Here is an 18950-nt window from a genome sequence, read left to right as displayed (position 1 = left end):
GATGGAGCCAGTCATTCAAGTAGACAATGTCACAAAAGGTTATAAAGGAAAGCGGATTTTACAAAACGTTGAGCTAAAGATCAACAAAGGGGAAACAGTCGGCATCGTCGGTCCGAACGGGAGCGGAAAATCGGTGCTTTTCAAGCTAATTGCCGGCTTTATCAGAGCGGATAGCGGAGACATTTTTATCCGCGGTGAAAAGCTCGGGGACAAATTTGACTTCCCGGATCAGATGGGCGTTTTGATTAATAATCCGGGCTTTATTACGCTATATAGCGGATTGAAAAATTTGCAGTTTTTAGCTGATCTCAATAAAAAGATCGATCAGCAAAAAATAATCGATACGCTTGAGTTAGTCGGTCTCGACCCCCATGATAAAACACGGGTCAGCCACTATTCGATGGGGATGCTGAAAAAGCTCGGAATCGCCCAGGCGATAATGGAGGACCAGGACATTCTTCTTTTTGATGAACCGTTCAATGCGCTCGATATCAAATCGTATAAGCATATGAAAAACGTGTTGAAAGACCTGCAACAAAACGGGCGGACGATTTTATTGACAAGCCATCAGCATCAGGACCTTGAAGAGCTTTGCGACAGCATCTACATGATTTCAGACACAAGGCTTCTGCCACTGACCGAAGAGATGAAGAAGGAATACTTGCATGAATAACCATTCCGGCCCGGCTCAGCCAGAGGGAAAGAAATTGATATTCCCTTCCAGCTTTCCTACAGCCACATCGTCTTTTCCTGATACGGCGTTCGTTTCTTCTCCATCTCCGCTTCGGTTTCGCCTTCTGCCGGGTAGCCTAAAAAGATCGTTCCAACGACCTTTTTGTTCGCCGGCGCGCCGATGAAGTCATGAATCCGCTGATCATGGACGAGGCCGACGCCGCGTGTGCGCCAGACAAAGCCGAGGCCGAGCTCCCCGGCGGCGAGCCACATCGAAAAAATCGCGCAGCAAACCGCGTATTCGTTGTCCTTCGTATCCGCTTCGTTTTCTGTGATGTCGGCAGTGGCAATGATGATCACCGGGGTTGTTTTGACGACTTTAAGTGAGCTTTCAATTAGCGTCGGCTTAGTTGGAAAACGCTCCTGCAAATAGCCGTCAGCGAGCTGTTCGTATTTTTTCTTTGCTTCACCCTGGATGACGTAAAAGCTCCATGGCTCGCGCAGCCGGTCATTCGGCGCCCAGGTCGCGGCTTCAAGCAGCTGTTCGATTTTCTCTCGTTCCACTTCTCTGTTCGCGTAATTGCGAATCGCCTTGCGCGCTTTTAACAGCTCAAACCCATTCATGCTTGCTTCTCTCCTTTTTCTTTATCCTTCCCTTTGGCAATCCCTCTAAAGCGCTCCGTCGTAAAAGCGGGCGTCATTTTTTCTTCTTCAAAACGATAGATTAATGAACCCTCCAGGCGAATCGACGGGTCAAGATGGCGCTGAATGATTGCGCGCCCGACTTCCGCCGAAGATGCGGCGTACCAGCTTCCTTCCGGATAGACGATCAGCACACACGCATCCTTGCAGCGGCCGTTACATCTTGTTCGGGTCGTATGAATCTTCTCGTCAAGACCGAGGCGGCTGATTTCATCGCGGACTGCCTGGGTGACCTCCTCGCCGCCATGCTTCATGCATGTCGAGCCGTTGCAAATCAAAACATGCTTCTCCGTCCCCGTTAAATTCCATGTTGTCATCGTGTAACTCCTCCTTGTTTTTGAAAGCTGCGCGCGACAGAAACTGTTATTTTCTCGTTAGCGGCACCGGCTCCCAATCAATCAGGGCGCCGTAAAATTGATGCTCGTATAGGAAAACGCCGTCCTTCTTGCGGACATACGGCGCGAGTGACTGCCTGATTACATCTTCATCCACATCCGCAGCGAGCAGACGGCTGCTGTTATCTTTGAGTAACGCTTCCTCACTCGCGAATCTGTATGTTTTTGTCAGCGGCACTATGTTGCAGCTGGCGTAAATGCCCATTTCATATAACAGATGAACGAGATGAATATAATCGCGGCGCGGATACTTCAGCTGATAGCCGTAAGCGGCTTGCAGATCTAAATAATGCGGACGCATCGGCGCAGTCGTCATGCCGATGATCGCCCGTTTTTTAGCATGGGCGTTCATACGTTCAAGCGCGCGGCGGATTTCCTTGATCCGGTAAAAGCAATTGACGCCGATAATCACATCATGCGACTCCGGCTGATAGTCCTCCCATTTCGCCTGAACATAGGTAAGCGGCAGCTGCTTCTCCTGATTAAGCCGCTGTAAAAATTGCAGGCAGCTTTTCGAGCTGTCGACACAGGTCAAAGCCGCTGCTTTTTCGGCCAAAGCAAATGTGTAATTGCCCCAGCCCGGACCGATTTCAAGCACCGTATCCCCTTCTTCGATATAGGTCAGCAACGCTTTCGTCATTTCCTTCGCATACTCGTCAACATGCTCGCCACGCCGCTTTTTTTCGAGGTGGCGGCGCCAAAATTGCTCCTCTTCCTCGTCATCTTCGATTCGTTTTGGCAGCCTGCCGTTTTCATCCTTCATTCCGTCAAGCCAAAGCTGTTCCAGCTCGGAGATCGTCTGCTTCACCGGCTCACCTCCGCTACAGCGGCTACCGAGCGGGCAGGTAAATAGGTGATGTGGACGCTGTTCGTTTTCGGATGAATGATCACGTCGGTTTCCACCTGAAATACGCGGCGCAAAAGCTGCTCGGTCAGCACCTCAGCCGGCGTGCCGGAAGCGACGATTTCACCGTTATCGACGACATAAATCCGGTCGCAGTAGGCCGCGGCGATGTTCAAATCATGCAGAGCGGCGATGATGGTAACGCCAAGCTCGCGCGCGATTTCCATTACCTGCAGCTGATGATGAATGTCCAGATGGTTCGTCGGCTCGTCGAGAACGAGAATTTGCGCCTGCTGAGCGATCGCGCGGGCGATCATCACACGTTGCTTTTCACCGCCTGATAGCGTGATAAAGCTGCGCTCACGGTCCTCCCAGAGGCCGACCTGCTCCAGCGCCCGCTTTACAACGCGGCGATCATCGTCACTATCCGCCTCAAACCACTTTTTATGCGGAGAGCGTCCCATCAGCACCATTTCCTCGACAGAAAAATCAAATTGGGCCGCCCCCTCCTGACTGACGACCGCCATATACTTCGCTGCTTCCTTCGCCGAGCAGGCCGCCCAGTCAATCCGGTCGACGTAAATTTCTCCCGCATCATATGGCAGGGCACGGTAAATGGATTTCAGCAGCGTTGACTTGCCACTCCCATTCGGGCCGATGATGCCAATACATTCACCTGAGCCAACGTCAAGAGACATGTCCTGAATAATCGGACGCTTTTGAATCGTAGTTGTTACGTTCTGAACGGCAATTTTCATTTTCCTTCCCCTCCAAATGAGTACTTGCTTTTCCTCAGCAGCCAAATAAAAAAGGGACCTCCGCATAAGGCGGTGACGATGCCGATCGGCAGCTCCTGGGGCGCGACGACGAGGCGGGCGAATACATCGGCCCAAATAACGAAAATCGCCCCGGCAAGTGCGCTGATCGGCAGGACTCGGCGATGATCCGAGCCGACGGTCAGCCGGACTAAATGAGGAATCATCAGGCCGACAAAGCCGATCGCCCCGCTCACCGCGACGACGACGCCCGTCAGCAACGCCGTGATAACGATCATCCATTTGCGAAACCTGTCCATATCAACACCTAGCGTGCCGGCTGTTTCTTCTCCTAATAAAAGCAGATTCAGCGGCCGGAACTGGACGAGCAAGCAAATCAGCCCGAGCGTGACGGCGATCACCGGAATAACCAGATGATCCCACCGTGCCCCGGCAAGGCTGCCCATCATCCAGAACATCGCATCGCGAATCCCGCGCTCATTCGGACTTGAGATGACGATAAAGCTCGTGATCGCTGATAAAATCATCGAGACGACGACGCCGGCAAGCAAAAGCCGGGTCGTTGTCAGCCGTCCGGCGACATGGGCGAGCATATAGACGAGCAGCAGCGAGAATAGCGCGCCGAGAAACGCCGCTGTCGAAAGAGCATACTGACCGAACAGACCGAAGGCGCCAAACAGAATGACGAGCGTCGCCCCGACGGAAGCTCCTGACGAGATCCCCAAAATATACGGATCAGCGAGCGAGTTGCGAACCAGCGCCTGAATGACGACTCCGACGACGGCGAGCCCCGCGCCGACGACGATGCCAAGCAGCACGCGTGGAAAGCGGATATCCCAAATAATCCGCTCCTGCGCCAATGTCCAGTCCCCCTGGAAAGAGACCGGCAGCAGCGTCAGCTGATTCAGCGCGATTTTCCAGACGGTAAGCGGATGAATCGGCACCGGGCCGAGCATGACACCGAGCGTGACGGAGACGAATAACAGCAGAAACAGAATGAGAATGGCAGCCACAAGCGGAAAAGGCTTGCTCTTCGTTGGCCCTTCTTTGCTTTGAAACCGATTTTTCTCCTTACTCACCATACCTCTCCTATCTATTCGTTGTCATAAAATCCTTCCACAAGTGTTTCCAGGGCGAGCGCGATCCGCACCCCTTCCGCCGCCGTACTTAACGGCATGACGACGAAATGCTGATTTTGAACGGCAGTCGTATTGGCGAGCATCGGGTTTTCAAGCAGAAAATCAATCTTCTCCTCAGCTGATGTCGTGCCGTAATCCATGATGACGATGATTTCCGGGTCACGCTCAACCACTTCCTCCCAGCTGACGTCTGGCCAGTGCTGCTCAAGCTCAGAAAAAATGTTCTCCCCGCCGGCGACGGTGATCAACTCATTCAAAAAGTTCTGTCCAGCTGTTTTCGGCGTCGTGTCGCCGCTGTCAAACACAAATACCCGCGCCGGTTCGTCAACCTCCGGAATGTCGGCCGTCAATTCAGCGATCCGTCCGTCGGTTTCAGCAATAAACTGTTCAGCTCGATCCTCCACTTGGAAAATCTCGGCGACATGGCGAATATCCGTGTAAATATCCTCGAGCGTTGGCGCCGTCTTCATTGACGATTCGTGCAAATACGGAATAATGCCATATTCAATCAGCTCCTCCTGCGTCCCAAGACTGTCCTCGCGAAACGCGCTCGGCCAGCCGGCATAAGCGAAGTCAGGCTCAACCGCGAGAAACACCTCCTTCGATGGATAGGTGTCGGATAACACTTCGACCTGCTCATACGCCTCTTTGTACTCCGGCAGGATTTCATCATCCAAATAAGCGGTACCGACCATCCGGTCTTCAAGACCGAGGGCGAGCATCACTTCGGTGACATGCTGATTCAGGCTGACCGCCCGCTGTGGCGATTCGCTCACTTTAAGCGTCATACCGTTATTTTCAATTTCAATGACTTGTCCGCTCTCCTCTTCGGAAGCGGCCGGCTCTCCTTGATTACAGCCGGCGAGCAGCAAAACGAGACTAATGAGCACCCCGCTGTACCTCACGATATTCAACTTCATTTCTTTCTCCCCTTATGAAAATTATTATGAAAATCGTAATCATTACGTTTTATTTTACTTCATTTTTTGTTGATTGCAACTCTTTTTTTACAAAGTCATCCGCTGTAAACCAAGATAACGTTGGATAAAGTGAGGCTACCTCGCCGACGATAATGATCGACGGATTGCGGACGTCCGCCTGTCTGGCTTCTGTGACAAGCTGATTAAGCGGAGCGGCAAGCACCCTCTGGTCGGCAAGCGTCCCCCATTCAATGATCGCCGCTGGCGAATCAGGGCTGCGCCCATACTCAATCAGCCTGTCAACGATGTCCGGCAAGTTTTTCACTCCCATATAAAAGATGACTGTATCAATTCCGGTCGCAAGCGCCTGCCACCGTTTGGCCGACAGCTCCCCCCGCGCCGTATGACCGGTGACACAGGCAAATGACTGACCGAGTTCGCGATGCGTAACCGGAATTCCGGCATATAACGGTGCGGCAAGCCCGGCGGTAATGCCCGGAACGATTTCATATGGAATGCCGTGTCTGCGGCAATGCTCCGCTTCTTCACCGACGCGGCCAAACACGCCCGGATCGCCGCCCTTTAAGCGGACGACGACCTTTCCAGCCCGCGCATAGGCGAGAATCAGCTCATTCAGCTCCTCCTGCCTGAGCGTATGGTGATCGGGCAGCTTCCCGCAGTAGATTTTTTCACTGTCTTCCTTCGCATGCCGAAGCAGCTCCGGATTGGCAAGCCGGTCGTAGATCAGCACGTCAGCTTCCCGAATACATTCCAGGCCGCGGACGGTGATCAGCTTCGGATCACCCGGCCCTGCTCCGACAAAATAGACGATTCCAGCCTTGTTCATGATCCCATTTCCTCCCCTGCCTTTTGGCGGCGTTTCTGATAGACGGCGCACGCTTCCACCCAATTTGGCGCAAGCTGCGGCGCCGAAGCAAAATGAAGATGGGTATAGCCGGCAACGAGCTGCTTCATCTGATAGCCTTCCTGCTTGCTGCCGCGGAGACCGTTCGTTTCATAAGCCGCCTTTTGCGGTCTGGAAAACGCAGCTGTCGAATAATGAAATTCATGGCCGCGTATGTGTTCGCCCCGCTTCAGCAGAAAGCTGTCTTCGAGCAAAGTCGCCTCACGATAGCCGAGCGCGGCGAGTCGCGCTTGCATGCGCACCTCCATCGGAATCAGCCCGACCATCGGAAAAGTCTCTCCCGCTGTCGTCGTCAGACTTTCTCCTAAATACATATAGCCGCCGCATTCGGCCAGCGTCGGCATCCCGCTGCTAACGGCTTCTTTGATCGCCTGCTTCAGTCCCGTATGACCGGCAAGCTCCTTTGCAAATTCTTCTGGAAAGCCTCCGCCGAGATAAAGCCCATCACAGTTTTCCGGCAACGATTCGTACTTCAGCGGGCTGAAAAAGACAAGCTCGGCCCCGGCCTGGCGCAGCAGGGTGAAGTTTTCCTCGTAATAAAAATTAAACGCTGAATCATAGGCAACTGCGATTTTGACGCGGGGCTGCGGCATCGTCTGCTGAAAAAAATCCGTTTGTCGTTCGAGCAGCGGAGCCGCTTCGGCCTGCTGCTTCAAGAGTGACAAATCGACCTGAGCGCTGATCACATCGGCCAGCCTCGTAAACAGCTGATCATGCTCGCCGCGCTCCAATGCGGGTATGAGGCCGAGATGACGTTCGGGAATCGCCGGAACATCGCCTTTTTTCAAGTAGCCGGCGACCGGAATGCCGCATTCCTGCTCGATCGCCTCCTTGCACATGTCGGCATGGCGGGCACTGCCTGCCTGATTGAGAATGACCGCCGTAATGGTAACCTCTTGATTGAGCGCCTGATAGCCTTTCACAATCGCCGCGGCGCTGCGAGCCATGCTGCTAATGTTGACGACGAGCACGACCGGCGTTTTCAGCAAAATGCTAATGTCGGCACTGCTTCCTTCATCACTCAGCGTTGACTTTCCATCATACAGCCCCATGACCCCTTCAATCAGCGAAAGATCCGCTCCGCGGCTGCCTTCAAGGAAAATGTCGGACACGAGCGGACGCGAAAGCATCCAGCTGTCCAGATTGCGGGAAATCCGTTTCGTCAACGCCGTATGATAGCTTGGGTCAATATAATCAGGACCGCATTTAAAGCCCTGAACGGTCAGCCCCTGGCGCTGAAATGCCGCCATCAGACCGAGTGTAATCGTCGTTTTTCCTACGCCGCTGTTCGTTCCGGCAATCAGTAAACGTGGCTGCATCGGCCTCACCCCTTTTCTCCTTTTCGGGCAATCGAAATCGTCACATTGCCGCTTTTCTTCTTTTCAAGCAGCAGCTGCCTGCTTTTTGCCGTCCGCAGCGCGGCCGGCTCACTGACGCCATAGGCTCCTGTGTAGCGAAACACCGTTTCCGAAGGGTTCGGGAACGGAATTTCATTCAGTTCCTCCGGGCTGTAGCAAATAAACTCCCATTGAAATTTTTCACAGACGGCAAGCAGTCCGGCCTCATCCTTTTTCAAATCAATCGTGCTAATGCTCGCGACTGATTTTGATGAGAGTTCCAGCTCCTGCAACGTCTCGAAAATCACCGCTTCAATTTCTTCCGCCGACCTTCCGCGGTTACAGCCGATCCCCAGGCAAAGTGTCTTCGGCCGGTAGAGCACACCCTTTGTCCGTAAAATGGTCATCCATTCTTCAGGCAGCAGCCGGTCTGAAATGACGAGAGCGGCCTGGAAGCGGTCCGGCTCAGCATCCGCTAACGAGGAGACAAGCGTAAAGTGAGACGGCAGCGCTTTGTCATGCTTCCACCAGTGACGCTCCCCCGCTTCCTGGACGATCAACACCGGCTCTTCATTGACGATTGCCGCGCTGACCGGCGTCACAGCCTGCTCATCCTCAATCGTCCAGCCGAATTCCCGCCCGAAAATGTCGACCGGAATTGTTTTTTGGACATCGGAAGCCGTCGTAATAACCGGGATCGCGCCAAGCAGTCCGGCAATCTCCTTCGTCAGCTCATTCGCTCCGCCGACATGGCCGGATAGCGCGCTGATCACAAATTGACCACGATCATCGACGACGACGACAGCCGGATCGACTTTCTTTCCTTTCAAAATCGGAGCGATCATCCGGATGACGGCACCGAGCGAGATCACGATCACGAGTCCGTCATATTCGGCAAACAGCCGCGGCAGCTGAAGCTTGACCGAGCCTTCAAACAGCTGAAAGCCCTTTTCTTCCTCATCCCCGTAAGCATGCTTCGTCATATAGTACAGGTCGGCATCCGGACGCTTTTGCCAAAGCTGGCGAATCAGTTCGGTGCCATGCTTCGTGATGGCGACAAAAGCGATCTTATCCATTGGCTGGCTCCCCTTTCCGAAAGCCGTGCGTAAATGTTTTGTCATAGAGCTTTGATTCGTATTTGCCACGCTGTTCGAGCAATGCTTGATCCGCGGCCTTGCTGATGATCACCATTGCCTGCTTGCGGATGCCGGCTTTGCGCATCTCCTCATCCACCGTGCCGAGCGTCGCCCGGACAATTTTCTGATCAGGCCATGTCGCCTTGTAGACAACGACGACGGCGTCGGATTCCTTCCAGCCGGCAGCCAAGCATTCGCGCACGACTTTTTTCATCAACGTCGCGCTTAAAAACAGGGCGAGCGAGCATTGATGCTTGGCGAGGTCGATCAGCTGCTCTCCTTCCGGCATCGGTGTCCGTCCTTCCGCCCGCGTCAATATGACGGATTGCGTCAGCTCCGGTATAGTCAGCTCAATACCGGCCGCGGCAGCCGAGGCGAAGACCGAGCTGACACCGGGAATGATCTCATAGCCGATGCCGCGCTCCTTCAAGTAGGTCATCTGCTCAAAAATCGCACCGTAGACGGCCGGATCGCCGGTATGGACGCGCGCGACACTGTGCCCCTTTTCCACTTCCGCGACGATGATTTCGATGATTTCCTCCAAATGCATCCCGGCCGTCTTGATTACAGCTGCTTCCGGCTTTGCCTGCTCCATCAGCGCCGGGTTGACGAGCGAGTCGGTGTACAGCAGGACATCAGCCTCCTGCAAAATCTTCTGACCCTTCACGGTAATTAAGTCGGGATCACCGGGCCCGGCGCCGACGATATACACTTTCGCTTCAAGCATGAACGCCACATCCTTTGCGCACGAGCATCAGCGTTAAATATTCCAGCTCTGCGGTTTTTAATTCCGTCACATCACGCCAAATGTATTCCTCGGACGAAGTGACCTTCGTTGCGACCGCCGCATCCTGTACGAGGTCAAGCTCCTCGAGCAGCTCGATCATCATCGGCAGCACCTTGGCGACCTTGATAAAGACAAGCCCGTCATGGTCCAGCAGCGCCTTTTTCATCTGCTGGCGATCTTCGGTTGCCGGAATAACCGCCATCCAGTCATCGCCGTCCGCCAGTGGAATGCCAAGCTGTGACGCCACGCCATTGACCGAGGAAATGCCGGGAATCGACTTGATCGGCACCTCAGGATAGGTCGCCTTCATCGTCCGCTGCAAATGAATAAATGTACTGTAAAGCATCGGATCGCCCTCTGTCACGAAAGCGACGGTTTTACCGACGGACACATGGGCATAAATCTCAGCGGTAATTTGCTGCCATTGCTCCGTCAGCACAGCCTGATCCTTCGTCATCGGAAAGACGAGGCCGAGCATCTCTTTTTTGTTCATGTCGACAAACGCTTCAATAATTTGATGGGCGTAGCTTTTACTGCCCTTTCTTTTCTTCGGATAAGCGACAACATCAGCCTCCTGCAGCATCCGATACGCTTTTAACGTAATTAGCTCCGGATCGCCAGGGCCGACACCGACACCGTACACTTCACCTGTTGCCATCTGTCTCCTCCTTCGTTGCTGTCAGAATATAAATCGGATTTAACGCATCAAATCTTGTCATATGTAAAATCGGCTTGCTCCGGGACAGCTGGGCAAGTGTCATCTCAAGCGCAAGTCCTGCCTCCTTGAAAGCGGTCTGTGCTGTCGCCAGCGTTTCGACCGTCACGGCGTTCAGCACAATCCGGCCTCCCGCTTTTAACCGTTCCGCACAGGTTCTAATAATTTCCGGCAGCTCTCCTCCCGTCCCGCCGATAAAGACGGCATCCGGATCGGGCCAGCTGTCAAGCTGCGCCGGCGCTTTGCCATGAACAACGGTAAAATCGGTGCGAAATGTTTTCATATTTTCATAGCAATTGGCCAGATCGGTCTCGTTTTTCTCAATCGCAAACACTTGCCCTTCTGTCGCAATCCGCGCCGCTTCGATCGCGACCGAGCCTGTACATGCGCCGATATCCCAGACAGTGCTCGTTTTCGTCAGCTTCAGCGCGGCGATGCTGAGCGTGCGCACTTCTTTTTTTGTAATCAAGCCTTTATCCGGCTTGCGCTGGCTGAAAAGATGATCATCGATCCCGAGCGGGAACGAAGGCGCCTTTCCGGTCTGCTTCAGGATCACAAGATTGAGCGGATGCGCTTCGTAGCGCGTAAGCTCGTCCAGCTCAAACCAGCCTGTTTTCTCATTAGCGCCACCGAGCGCCTCCGCTACGAACGCTTTGTATTCGCTCATGCCATAGTCGAGCAAATAGGCGGCGATTGCTGCCGGGCTGTTCGTTTCATCCGTCAGCAGACAAACCTTCTTCTGCCCGTCGATTTTTTGCGCCAGTCCTTTCATCGCCCGTCCGTGTACGCTAAGAAACGTCGCATCATGCCAACTTTCCTGCATTTTTGCAAAACCGGCCTGAATCGAGCTAAGCGCCGGATAAAGTTCAATCTTCGGTACTTTCTTCGCCAAATAGCCGCCAATCCCGTAAAAAAGCGGATCACCTGAAGCGAGAATGACCGTTTTTTTGTCGGTTTCGAGCAGGCGTTCAACCGTCGCCTTCAAACCGCCTTTCAGTCCAATTTTCTCCCCCTGATAACCGGGAAAGAACGCCAGCTGGCGCTCGCCGCCGACGAGCCGCTCGCTTTCGTCTACCCATTGCTGATAGAGCGCCGGCCAGGCAGCCGGGCCCTGCTCACTCATGCCAATGACCTTCATTGTCGCGGCCATCTCACCGCCTCCCTTCCTAATAGCTCATTTTTCATCGTCAACAAAATCGTTTCAATCGTCAGCCCGCCGTTCACTTCCTGCAACCCGGCCTCTGATGCATAGCGGCACAAGCGCTGAAAGAAGTCAGCATAGCCTGCCTCATCGAGCATCGTCCCGACCTGAGAGGCGGTATTCGCCTGCAAAATCTCCTGCTGAAGCTCCGGCGGGACTCCACTTTCCACGGCGACCTTGGCGAGAAATTCAAAGCTGACCGGAGCGCTTTTCGAATGGACCATCATCACGCCCTGGGCTACTTTTGAAAATTTCCCCATCATCCCGACGAGGGTCACCTGCTTCATCCGTTTCGCCTTGCACTGCTTTAACGTAAAGCCGACAAAATCACCCATTTCGATAAACGCTTCTTCCGGGGCATCCGGGAAAAGCTCCATCGCATATTTTTCACTCCGTCCGCCCGTCGAGCAGATGACATGCTCGCAGCCGCTTTCTTTGGCGACCTGCAGCGCCTGGGCGATGCTTGCGCGAAACGCCGAAGTCGAAAACGGCACGACCGTTCCCCTCGTACCGAGAATCGAAATGCCGCCGATAATGCCGAGCCGGCTGTTTAACGTTTTCTTGGCGATTTCCTCTCCATCCGGCACGGAAATGATGATCGAAATGCCCCGCTCGACGCCGGTCTCCTCCAGCACGTCCTCTGCAACCTCAAACAGCATCCGGCGCGGCACAGGGTTAATCGCCGCTTCCCCGACCGCCACCGGTAGCCCCGGCTTCGTTACCCGGCCGACGCCGACGCCGCCATCAAGCTTAATGCCAGGCGCGCTCTCCCAGGCGACACGCGACACGATTCGCGCACCGTGTGTCGCATCGGGATCGTCGCCGCCATCTTTAATGATCGCCGCCTCGGCATACTGCTCGGTAAATTGAACAGACTCCATTTGAAAGGTGACAATTTCTTTGTTCGGCAGCTTGATCGTCGCTTCGTTAACCGCTTTTTGCGTAATCAAACTAAGAAGCGCCGCCTTCGTCGCCGCCGTTGCGTTGGAGCCTGTCGTATAGCCATGCCGCAGCTGCTTTGTTTCCTTTTGCCCGCTTGCCATCTTTTCAGCCTTGCTGCTCCGCCATTAAGGAAATCGCGTTGATCGCGGCCACGGTTACCGGACTGCCGCCTTTTCTGCCAACGTTCGTAATAAACGGCAGATCAAGCTTCGCCAGCTCCTCCTTCGATTCGGCCGCCGAGACAAAGCCGACCGGCATTCCGACGATCAGCGCCGGCTTTGCTTCCCCGTTTTTCACAAGGCGAATCAATTCAAGCAGCGCGGTCGGCGCGTTTCCAATTGCGAAAATGCCGCCCTCCGCCAGCTTGACCGCCTTGCGCGTCGCCACGATTGCTCTCGTCGTGTTGAGCCGCTTCGCTTCCTCGATCACATCGGGATCGGAAATATGAACGTGAACGCTTCCGCCAAACTTTTCGATCCGCGGCTTGCTGATGCCGCTTTGAATCATTTGCACATCGGCGATTACCTTGCAGCCAGAACGGATCGCCGCCACGCCGGCGCGTACTGCGTCAGGATGAAAGAGCACGCTTCGCCCAAGCTCGAAATCGGCCGAGGCGTGGATCACCCGCTGGACGACGGGGTATTGCTCGTCGGTAAAGGAATGCTCGCCAAGCTCCTCGGTAATCATCTGAAAGCTCTTTCCTTCAATCTCCTGCGGTTGTACGGTCAACGGTTTAAATTCTGTTTTGAAATCCATTTATTTTCCCTCCATCAGCTTAGTGACTGTTGCTACAACATCTTCCTTCGTATGAACGAGATCGTGGACATCCTGCTTCGGTCGCTCGATAACGATCACCTCCAAGCCAAGCTCCCTGGCGGCTTCCAGCTTCTCATCGACCGAGCCGACCTTGCCGCTTTCCTTCGTGATGACGAGGGTGACGCCGAACTGGCGATAAAGCGCCTTGTTAAGCTCCTTTGAAAAAGGACCCTGCATCGCGACGATGTTTTTTTGCTCAATGCCCAGTTGTTCACAGCGCTCCATATTGTCCTTGCGCGGCAGCATCCGCGCGATCATCCGCAGGTCAGGCAGCCCGAGCAGCTTGTCCGCAAAGACAGCGAGCGTCTTGCTGCCGGTCGTCAGCATAACGACCCCTTTATGCTGACTCGCAAGCTCAGCTGCCTCGGCGTAGTCCGCAACGAAGCTGATCCGCTCATCCTCGGCAATCTTGCTCGCCTGCCGCTCAAACCGGACATAAGGAATGCCTGCCTGTTCCGCGGCCGCGTGCGCATTTTTTGAAGCCTCCTCGGCAAAAGGATGGGTCGCATCGACAAGGAGAGAAATGTGCTTTTCCTGCAAAAGCGCCGTCATTTCCGCGATCGTCAGGCGGCCGACGCGCACCGGAATTCCGGCCTCGCTGATGCTTGCCGCCCCGCTCTCCGTCACGACGCTCGCCAATAACGGATAGCCCGCATCCTTTAAGGCGATGGCCACTTCGCGCGCATCACTCGTTCCGGCCATAATAAAGATCATCCGCTTTCACCTCTCTTTTGCAGATTTGTTTTGCAAGACCCGCATCCACCTATGAAAGCAAATACGTTTTAATGATGATGGTGGTGATGATGATCGTGGTTGTGGTCAAGCTCAAGATGCTCCTTCGCGAATAAACGGTACTGACAGTTATCGCAGTTTAACGCGGCCAATCCTTGTAATGCTTCCTCGGCTCTTTCCTTGAAAATCGTCGCCAGCAGCGGATGGAAGCCAAAAAACTTCGTCATCAGAAACGATGCGTCCGGATAGCTTCGCTTGAAGCCGTCAAGCTTCTCCTCCATCCGGTCCATCAGCACGCCGCTGAAAAAGAAGTAAGGAAGCAGGCAAACCGAGCTTGCGCCGAGCTTTAAAGAGCGTTCGACAGCTTGTTCCACCGTCGGTGAAGTGACGCCGATAAACGACAGCTGGACATCGGTCATATTCAGCCGTTCACTAAGCAGGCGCGAAATTTTGTACAGCTCACTGTTCGCATCACCGTCACTGCTTCCGCGTCCGACGATTACGAGGCTGCTCCCTTCCTTCGCCTGCCAGCCGGCTTCTTTCAACCTGTCGGCTAAAATATCAATCACGCCCGGATGCGACCCGATCGGCCGGCCATATGTAAAAGAGACGAGCGGAAACTTCTGCCGCGCCTTGTCCATGTCCGCCGGAATGTGGATTTTCGCATGCCCGGCCGAGAAGAACATCATCGGCACGAGCGCGACCTTCGTCGCCCCCTGCTTCACGCACGCTTCAATTCCAGCGGCAATCGACGGCTCGGCAAATTCCAGAAAACAGGTTTCGACAATATCAGCCTTGACCTGGTGCTTCATCCCATTGACGAACTCCAGCAGCTGCTCGTTTCCCTCCGGCTTTCGGCTCCCATGGCCGATAAATAATACAGCTTCCATCTTTTCTCCTCCTTTTGTTAATCGCCGCACACATTGTCAACGGCGATCGGCTCCGGCACGTCACGGTACTGATAACCGGCAACGACCTGGACCCGTTTAAAAAACTTGTGAAACCGTTCATTCGGCATGCCGCGCTGCTGGAAATCGCGGACAACCTTGACGACTGTTGCGACGAGCTGCTCCTTGCTCATTCCTTCGGCGACGAGCTGGCCGACATGGGCGTTTCTCCCTGTCGTTTTCGCCCCTAAAAACAAATCAAATGCTTTTTTGCGGTAGATGATGCCGATATCGTTCGTCGGCGCGCCGTAGCACGCCATTCCGCAGCCGTTGAAGCCGATCGTCAGCCGCTTCGGCACGGGCTCGCCGCCAATTGAGCGAAAGATCTCATCAAGCTGCGGCAATGATTCGCCCTTGTCACCGTCACAAAAGTCACACGCCTTGATCGTGACAACATCGCCGACTGGATGCAGCAGCAGCCCCTCCCGCTCAAGCTCGGCCGTCACCTGTGCCGCGTCCCCCGTTTTCATCGTCACCTTCATTTGATGATCGGGCGTATATTCAATCTCGCCTTTATCGCCAACTACCTCGCCAATCAGCTGCATTTGCGCCGCACTGAATTTTTTGTTGGCAAGACCTGGCGAGAGCGCAAATTCAAACACCGTCTCCTGCCTGAACAGACTTTCCGGCGCCGGCTCAACGTCGCCTTTCCCGCTGCTTTCCTCGCCGTGCAGGAGCGAAAGCGCTTCTTCTGCCAGCTCGCGCAGCGATCCCCGCGCCGGTTCGGGTCCTGCTTCCTCGGCAAGCTCTTGAAGCGAAGATGAAGCCGGTTCAACTTCCTCTTCACCTTGATGAAGCGCCCACGGCTCGTGCTCCGGCTTTAAGCGCTGATGCGGCCGCAGAGCCTGCTTCGCTTCTCCAAGCGTATATTTTTTCTGATAGCCGCGCGGCGTGATCATCTTGCCGTCGTACATAAACGTCGATCCATTGCCGATGATGACCGTCGTCAGCATCCCGATCTCATGCTCAAGCATCTCGCCGAGCGTTGTCATCACGATATGCTGACGCTCGCGATAGGCGCTTTTGACAAGTCCAACAGGCGTCTCGGCAGAACGGTATTGCAGCAAAATCCGCTGCGCCTCTTCAATCTGTCTCGTCCGCCGCCCGCTTTTCGGATTGTAGAGCGCAATCACAAAATCAGCCTTGCCGGCGGCGTCAAGTCTGGCTTTAATCAGCTCCCATGGCGTCAGATGGTCACTGAGGCTGATCGTGCAGGCATCATGCATGATCGGCGCGCCGAGCAGCGAGGCGCAGGAGTTAATCGCCGAAATCCCGGGAATAATTTCAACCTCGACCCCATCCTGCTCCGTCCAGCCTTTTTCAATTAACACCTCATAGACGAGACCGGCCATGCCGTAGACGCCGGCATCCCCGCTTGAAATAACCGCAACCGTCTTTCCCTCTTCCGCCTGACGCACGGCTTCCTGTGCCCGGCTCACTTCCTCCGTCATTCCGGTCCGGATAATCGCTTGATCCGTCAGCAACGGTTTAACCAAATCCACGTACGTGTTGTAGCCGATAATTGAATCACTTTCAGCGATCGCTTCCCTCGCCCGGCCTGTCATATGCTGCTCGTGGCCCGGCCCGAAGCCGATCAATAAAAGCTTTCCTTTCGCTCCCATCGGATGTCCTCCTTTTTGACCTTCGGGGAAAGCGGGGCAATAAAAAAAGCCTCCACCCGCAAAAGGGTTAGAGGCTAGTCCTTTTTTATCATCATCTGAAAAGGAATCCAGCAGAGACAGCACTGTCGTCTCCTGCTCTAACACCTCCCCATCTCCCGTAGGTCAATCAGTGTCGTTGGAAAAGGCAGGTCTCCTGGCTCAAGGTCTTACGCTGCTGCTCCTTCCCGTCCGATGGACAGTGGCTCGTGCATACAGCACTCCTTTTACAGTGGCGGGACCGCGTCGGCTTTTCACCGAACTTCCCTTTTAGAAAGTCAACGATGACTTTCACCTTTTCCCAAACATATGCAATTTCATGTTTCTTTTACAGTACGTAACAATCTGATAGAAGTCAACTATTTTTTCCTGCATTCCTTGTTTCACAGCTTACGAGAGATTCACTGTGATAAACCGGATAATCGGCGATTTCAACTAGTGGAGAAGGACATTTTCTCATTGACAACACAGCTTTTAAAAAGATAATGAGAGTAGGATTCTTTTTCCAATTCCAAAAATACTAGAAGCCATTCCTCATAAAGGAGTCATAGAGATGAACAGGAAAAAAACAATCATAATTTCAGCAATTGTTGCTCTACTCGCAGCGACGGTTTACGTGGTCGCCGATGCGACAGTCGTTAAAACGGCTCCGCTACAATTCGGCATGATGGAAACATTTGAGAATTACGAAGAACGACTGGAAGGCAGCGATTTAGCGGTCGTCGCCGTCCTGAATGGTGAGCCGGAAAACGTCGTTTACTATGAAGATGGATTACCTACCCCCAGCAGCCACCATTTGAGCGATATTTTCATACAAAAAGTGATCAAGGGTGACGAAAGTTTGGAAGGTTCTACGATCACGATACGTGAACCATATTATATTGTCGATAACGGATGGGCGCCAGGCGTTACTGAAATCTATTACGGCGACTATACCGGCATGAAAAAGGGCGCTGAGTATTTGCTGTTCCTCGGATGGACGGAAAGCTGGGGGCAATACGGTATCGCCTCCGCCCACGAGGGGAAATTTGATTTAAGCCAACACGATGAAGAAGAAAAGCGGGCGGTTGAACAAAATCCTGATTTGCAAGAACTGAGAAGCGACATTTTAGCCAATGTGGAGCTTGAGCTTGACTGATCGGGTGGTGAGGACGGTGTAACTGCTAGACTAGATTTGACAGTTTCTGCTTGATCATGAACCCAATCCGTTAAGCTATTCTTCGTACAATCAAGATGGTTTGGGGGCTAAAGAGAAAGTGAGAAACCATGATCAAATGAAGCTGCTGAAAAAGGACGATTTTCACTTTTTCAGCAGCTTTTTCGTAATGAGCGGAGCCATTACGAAAAAGGGTGCTGAATATTTGCTGTTTCTCGGATGGACGGAAAGCTGGGGGACAATAAGGAATCGCCTCTTCCATCGTTCTGAGGTTGTTCAGTTAAATGGAGAAAGCCATCGAATTAAAAAATAGGAAGTCGCTATTTTTAACGAGCAAAAATTGTTCAAAACCACTTGACGGTTACAAAGCCCTGCATCACGAGTACCAGGCTACATTTTTACACTATATTCTTTAATAATGGCCACCACTTCATCAAATTCATATTTTTGATTCACGACATCCACAACAAAATCCTCGGCTTGCTTTTGACTCATGGTAAACTGAAAACCGTTGTAGGCAAGGAATTGAATCAGTGCCAAAAAGGCCGTTCGTTTGTTTGCGTTATGAAAGGTATGATTTTTGGCTAATGACTCAAACAAAGCTCCCGCTTTTTCGAAAATGGTCGGGTAAGCCTCTTCCCCAAAAGCGGATTGTTTGGGGCGGTTGATGGCTGAATTGAGAAGATCCGGCAACTTCACACCTTTATGTTCCTTGGGACTATATCGTTCAATGACTAGTAAATTGATGGCAATCACTTCTTGTTCAGTTAAATAACGAATCAACGGTCTACCAGCCCTTTAATGGTTTCATCATACTGTTTCATGTTCTTATCTAAAATATCAAAAAAGTCGTCGCTAACACCTTTTGGCAACTGTACTTTTTTACTTTTGCGGATCACAATCGCGCCATCCTGTTCCTCAATAAAAACGTCATCACCATGCGCTACTCCAAGACGTTTTAATAATTCTGCTGGAAACGTCACACCTAAACTATTTCCGATTTTCGTTATTTTTCGTTCCAAGTTTTTCACCGCCATTCTTTTTCCCTCCTTCTATGCTATTCAAACTCCTATATTTTATAACTGTTCTAACAATTATAATTGAACACAAATCAAAATGCTATTGAAAACCTTTTACATTTACTGTTATT

22 protein-coding genes and 1 riboswitch are annotated in these 18950 nt (G+C 53.0%); of the genes, 3 read left to right on the top strand and 19 right to left on the bottom strand.

Annotation, left to right across the window (positions count from 1 at the left end; translation table 11 throughout):
* Nucleotide 1: 1 nt before the first annotated feature.
* A complete protein-coding gene (locus ABMB67_RS16605; protein WP_354572751.1) occupies nt 2-673 on the top strand; it encodes an ABC transporter ATP-binding protein in 672 nt (223 codons plus the stop codon).
* 56 nt (nt 674-729) lie between these two features.
* On the opposite strand, the gene ABMB67_RS16600 is transcribed toward ABMB67_RS16605, so the two are convergent.
* The 17 genes from ABMB67_RS16600 to cobJ all read right to left on the bottom strand — a co-directional run bounded on the left by ABMB67_RS16600 (nt 730) and on the right by cobJ (nt 16608).
* The gene (locus ABMB67_RS16600; protein ID WP_354572750.1) at nt 730-1296 is read right to left on the bottom strand and encodes a nitroreductase family protein; all 567 of its coding nucleotides are present in this window, start codon (nt 1294-1296) and stop codon (nt 730-732) included.
* A complete protein-coding gene (locus tag ABMB67_RS16595; protein ID WP_251222559.1) occupies nt 1293-1691 on the bottom strand; it encodes a (2Fe-2S) ferredoxin domain-containing protein in 399 nt (132 codons plus the stop codon). Before ABMB67_RS16595 ends, ABMB67_RS16600 begins: the two co-directional genes overlap by 4 nt.
* A gap of 46 nt (nt 1692-1737) precedes the next feature.
* Entirely contained in the window at nt 1738-2577 is an 840-nt protein-coding gene (locus ABMB67_RS16590) for a class I SAM-dependent methyltransferase (RefSeq protein ID WP_251222560.1), read from the bottom strand.
* A complete protein-coding gene (locus ABMB67_RS16585; RefSeq protein ID WP_251222561.1) occupies nt 2574-3371 on the bottom strand; it encodes an ABC transporter ATP-binding protein in 798 nt (265 codons plus the stop codon). Before ABMB67_RS16585 ends, ABMB67_RS16590 begins: the two co-directional genes overlap by 4 nt.
* Nucleotides 3368-4471, bottom strand: a complete 1104-nt coding sequence (locus ABMB67_RS16580; protein ID WP_251222562.1) for a FecCD family ABC transporter permease — start codon at nt 4469-4471, stop codon at nt 3368-3370. The genes ABMB67_RS16585 and ABMB67_RS16580 overlap by 4 nt, the downstream gene beginning before the upstream one ends.
* A gap of 11 nt (nt 4472-4482) precedes the next feature.
* Entirely contained in the window at nt 4483-5448 is a 966-nt protein-coding gene (locus ABMB67_RS16575; RefSeq protein ID WP_354572749.1) for an ABC transporter substrate-binding protein, read from the bottom strand.
* A 49-nt stretch (nt 5449-5497) separates the two neighbouring features.
* On the bottom strand, nt 5498-6295 hold the full coding sequence (gene cobA / locus ABMB67_RS16570; RefSeq protein WP_354572748.1) for a uroporphyrinogen-III C-methyltransferase: 798 nt from the start codon (nt 6293-6295) through the stop codon (nt 5498-5500).
* Nucleotides 6292-7692, bottom strand: coding sequence for a cobyrinic acid a,c-diamide synthase CobB (locus tag ABMB67_RS16565; protein ID WP_354572747.1), 1401 nt, complete (start codon nt 7690-7692; stop codon nt 6292-6294). The genes cobA and ABMB67_RS16565 overlap by 4 nt, the downstream gene beginning before the upstream one ends.
* Nucleotides 7693-7697: 5 nt before the next feature.
* Nucleotides 7698-8786, bottom strand: coding sequence for a cobalt-precorrin 5A hydrolase (locus ABMB67_RS16560; RefSeq protein WP_354572746.1), 1089 nt, complete (start codon nt 8784-8786; stop codon nt 7698-7700).
* Nucleotides 8779-9573 carry a precorrin-4 C(11)-methyltransferase gene (gene cobM / locus ABMB67_RS16555; protein ID WP_354572745.1) on the bottom strand — a complete coding sequence of 265 codons (795 nt, stop codon included), beginning with the start codon at nt 9571-9573 and terminating at the stop codon, nt 8779-8781. Before cobM ends, ABMB67_RS16560 begins: the two co-directional genes overlap by 8 nt.
* The gene (cobI, locus tag ABMB67_RS16550; protein ID WP_251222568.1) at nt 9566-10291 is read right to left on the bottom strand and encodes a precorrin-2 C(20)-methyltransferase; all 726 of its coding nucleotides are present in this window, start codon (nt 10289-10291) and stop codon (nt 9566-9568) included. Before cobI ends, cobM begins: the two co-directional genes overlap by 8 nt.
* Nucleotides 10278-11498 carry a precorrin-6y C5,15-methyltransferase (decarboxylating) subunit CbiE gene (gene cbiE, locus ABMB67_RS16545; RefSeq protein WP_354572744.1) on the bottom strand — a complete coding sequence of 407 codons (1221 nt, stop codon included), beginning with the start codon at nt 11496-11498 and terminating at the stop codon, nt 10278-10280. The genes cobI and cbiE overlap by 14 nt, the downstream gene beginning before the upstream one ends.
* Entirely contained in the window at nt 11483-12592 is a 1110-nt protein-coding gene (locus tag ABMB67_RS16540) for a cobalt-precorrin-5B (C(1))-methyltransferase (protein WP_354572743.1), read from the bottom strand. The genes cbiE and ABMB67_RS16540 overlap by 16 nt, the downstream gene beginning before the upstream one ends.
* Nucleotides 12593-12596: 4 nt before the next feature.
* Nucleotides 12597-13247: a precorrin-8X methylmutase gene (locus tag ABMB67_RS16535; RefSeq protein ID WP_251222571.1), complete on the bottom strand. Its 651-nt coding sequence runs from the start codon at nt 13245-13247 to the stop codon at nt 12597-12599.
* Nucleotides 13248-14021, bottom strand: a complete 774-nt coding sequence (gene cobK, locus ABMB67_RS16530; protein ID WP_354572742.1) for a precorrin-6A reductase — start codon at nt 14019-14021, stop codon at nt 13248-13250.
* Nucleotides 14022-14089: 68 nt separating this feature from the next.
* On the bottom strand, nt 14090-14929 hold the full coding sequence (locus ABMB67_RS16525; protein ID WP_354572741.1) for a sirohydrochlorin chelatase: 840 nt from the start codon (nt 14927-14929) through the stop codon (nt 14090-14092).
* Between the two features lie 17 nt (nt 14930-14946).
* Entirely contained in the window at nt 14947-16608 is a 1662-nt protein-coding gene (gene cobJ, locus ABMB67_RS16520) for a precorrin-3B C(17)-methyltransferase (protein WP_354572759.1), read from the bottom strand.
* Between the two features lie 166 nt (nt 16609-16774).
* Nucleotides 16775-16958, bottom strand: a riboswitch (cobalamin riboswitch).
* A gap of 239 nt (nt 16959-17197) precedes the next feature.
* Here cobJ and ABMB67_RS16515 point away from each other — a divergent pair.
* Nucleotides 17198-17782, top strand: coding sequence for a hypothetical protein (locus tag ABMB67_RS16515; RefSeq protein ID WP_354572740.1), 585 nt, complete (start codon nt 17198-17200; stop codon nt 17780-17782).
* A 118-nt stretch (nt 17783-17900) separates the two neighbouring features.
* Complete coding sequence (locus ABMB67_RS16510; RefSeq protein ID WP_354572739.1) at nt 17901-18113, top strand: hypothetical protein; 213 nt, start codon at nt 17901-17903, stop codon at nt 18111-18113.
* A 77-nt stretch (nt 18114-18190) separates the two neighbouring features.
* Here ABMB67_RS16510 and ABMB67_RS16505 read toward each other — a convergent pair whose 3' ends face one another.
* Together ABMB67_RS16505 and ABMB67_RS16500 are read right to left on the bottom strand one after the other, a co-directional pair.
* Nucleotides 18191-18580 (bottom strand): type II toxin-antitoxin system death-on-curing family toxin, encoded by a 390-nt coding sequence (locus ABMB67_RS16505; protein WP_251193133.1) that lies wholly within the window; start codon nt 18578-18580, stop codon nt 18191-18193.
* Entirely contained in the window at nt 18580-18837 is a 258-nt protein-coding gene (locus ABMB67_RS16500; RefSeq protein WP_251192950.1) for an AbrB/MazE/SpoVT family DNA-binding domain-containing protein, read from the bottom strand. Before ABMB67_RS16500 ends, ABMB67_RS16505 begins: the two co-directional genes overlap by 1 nt.
* Nucleotides 18838-18950 lie beyond the last annotated feature (113 nt).

The sequence above is a fragment of the Halalkalibacter oceani genome, assembly GCF_040544555.1.
In the GTDB taxonomy this organism is placed as follows: domain Bacteria; phylum Bacillota; class Bacilli; order Bacillales; family Bacillaceae_D; genus Halalkalibacter; species Halalkalibacter oceani.
This window is presented reverse-complemented; position numbering and strand designations above follow the sequence as displayed.

Coding starts and splice junctions, on each gene's coding strand:
- cobA (WP_354572748.1), bottom strand. CDS start 6,295: ATGAACAAGGCTGGAATCGTCTATTTTGTCGGAGCAGGGCCGGGTGAT.
- ABMB67_RS16500 (WP_251192950.1), bottom strand. CDS start 18,837: ATGGCGGTGAAAAACTTGGAACGAAAAATAACGAAAATCGGAAATAGT.
- ABMB67_RS16575 (WP_354572749.1), bottom strand. CDS start 5,448: ATGAAGTTGAATATCGTGAGGTACAGCGGGGTGCTCATTAGTCTCGTT.
- ABMB67_RS16605 (WP_354572751.1), top strand. CDS start 2: ATGGAGCCAGTCATTCAAGTAGACAATGTCACAAAAGGTTATAAAGGA.
- cobJ (WP_354572759.1), bottom strand. CDS start 16,608: ATGGGAGCGAAAGGAAAGCTTTTATTGATCGGCTTCGGGCCGGGCCAC.
- ABMB67_RS16565 (WP_354572747.1), bottom strand. CDS start 7,692: ATGCAGCCACGTTTACTGATTGCCGGAACGAACAGCGGCGTAGGAAAA.
- ABMB67_RS16580 (WP_251222562.1), bottom strand. CDS start 4,471: ATGGTGAGTAAGGAGAAAAATCGGTTTCAAAGCAAAGAAGGGCCAACG.
- ABMB67_RS16515 (WP_354572740.1), top strand. CDS start 17,198: ATGAACAGGAAAAAAACAATCATAATTTCAGCAATTGTTGCTCTACTC.
- cobM (WP_354572745.1), bottom strand. CDS start 9,573: ATGCTTGAAGCGAAAGTGTATATCGTCGGCGCCGGGCCCGGTGATCCC.
- cobI (WP_251222568.1), bottom strand. CDS start 10,291: ATGGCAACAGGTGAAGTGTACGGTGTCGGTGTCGGCCCTGGCGATCCG.
- cbiE (WP_354572744.1), bottom strand. CDS start 11,498: ATGGCCGCGACAATGAAGGTCATTGGCATGAGTGAGCAGGGCCCGGCT.
- ABMB67_RS16535 (WP_251222571.1), bottom strand. CDS start 13,247: ATGGATTTCAAAACAGAATTTAAACCGTTGACCGTACAACCGCAGGAG.
- ABMB67_RS16595 (WP_251222559.1), bottom strand. CDS start 1,691: ATGACAACATGGAATTTAACGGGGACGGAGAAGCATGTTTTGATTTGC.
- ABMB67_RS16540 (WP_354572743.1), bottom strand. CDS start 12,592: ATGGCAAGCGGGCAAAAGGAAACAAAGCAGCTGCGGCATGGCTATACG.
- ABMB67_RS16600 (WP_354572750.1), bottom strand. CDS start 1,296: ATGAATGGGTTTGAGCTGTTAAAAGCGCGCAAGGCGATTCGCAATTAC.
- ABMB67_RS16560 (WP_354572746.1), bottom strand. CDS start 8,786: ATGGATAAGATCGCTTTTGTCGCCATCACGAAGCATGGCACCGAACTG.
- ABMB67_RS16585 (WP_251222561.1), bottom strand. CDS start 3,371: ATGAAAATTGCCGTTCAGAACGTAACAACTACGATTCAAAAGCGTCCG.
- ABMB67_RS16525 (WP_354572741.1), bottom strand. CDS start 14,929: ATGGAAGCTGTATTATTTATCGGCCATGGGAGCCGAAAGCCGGAGGGA.
- cobK (WP_354572742.1), bottom strand. CDS start 14,021: ATGATCTTTATTATGGCCGGAACGAGTGATGCGCGCGAAGTGGCCATC.